This window comes from Microbacterium paulum, assembly GCF_015707995.1.
In the GTDB taxonomy this organism is placed as follows: domain Bacteria; phylum Actinomycetota; class Actinomycetes; order Actinomycetales; family Microbacteriaceae; genus Microbacterium; species Microbacterium paulum.
Genome location: NZ_JAAGRY010000133.1, coordinates 1 through 1,040, shown reverse-complemented (window position 1 = coordinate 1,040; position 1,040 = coordinate 1). Strand labels below are relative to the sequence as shown.

General features: G+C 76.7%; 1 protein-coding gene. It reads right to left on the bottom strand.

The window, feature by feature from the left end:
- Positions 1–833, bottom strand: an 833-nt coding sequence (locus tag G3N18_RS15795) for an AAA family ATPase (protein ID WP_196385192.1), incomplete at its 3' end; no start/stop codon positions are given.
- Positions 834–1,040: the final 207 nt, after the last annotated feature.

The window sequence follows — 1,040 nt, the reverse complement described above, 5'->3', positions numbered from 1 at the left end:
CGGCCCCCCACCCGCTCGGTGACGGCGAGGCCCGCCAGCGTCGCGATCGCCTCTCGCGTGGGCCGGCCCGGCAGGGCGGCGGCGAGCAGCCGGGCGTCGACGAGCGGCGCGATCGCCGCCACCTCGATCAGCTCCGCATCGGTGTCGAGACGTTCTCGCCCGGTGAGCCAGGCCGTCAGGCGTTCTTCGAGCTCGCCCGATCCGAGCGCGGCGGGGGCGCTCGCCGCGCTCCCCGCGCCCGCGCCGGGTCCCGTCGCCGCGGGGGCCGAGGCGACGGTCAGCGCCAGCGGCGACCCCTGCGCGAAGCGCAGGATCTCGGGCCGGCGATCGGGCGCAACCCCGCGCAGCGCGAGCAGCCGATCGGCGTCGTCTTCGGCCAGCGGAGGCACGGCCGCCTCGCGGAGTATCACGTCGAGTCCGTTCTCGCGCCACGACGGATCGGGGCGGTGGCGGCCGGCCAGCACGACGCGCGACGTCGACACGAGGTCGTCGAGCAGACGGTCGCGGACCGCGGGAAGGGCCGCGCCCAAGGCATCCGCTTCGTCGATGAAGACGACGACGGGCGCTTGCGCGGCCGCCGCGATCGCCGCGAAGACGGTTTCGACGGGCGATCGGCCGTCGATGGCGACCGCGCGCAGTCCCCGGTGCGCGCACCGACGCTGCATTGTGCGCAGGAGTGCCGACTTGCCGACCCCGCCCGCACCGTGCACGAACAGCACGCGGTGGGCGGTGTCGGCGGCGAGCAGCTCGTCGAACGCGCGCAACCGCTCGCCGCGGCCGACGAACCGGTCGGCGTCCGCGGCGGCGACGGTATCGCGCAGAGAGCTGCTCACGGTACTTCGGATGCTAGCGCCGGAGCCGCCGCGGCGGCAGGTCTGCGCGGGTGCGAGCTCCGCCGCGCCCCGCGCCCCGCGCGAGCGCGATCTCAGCCGCGCAGGGCGCGGGTGAGGTCGCGGAGCGCCTCGTCGAGCGAGCGGCTGAGGTCGTCGACGACCGAGGCCGCCAGCGCACCCCCGTGCGCGAGGTGCGTGCGCAGGTCG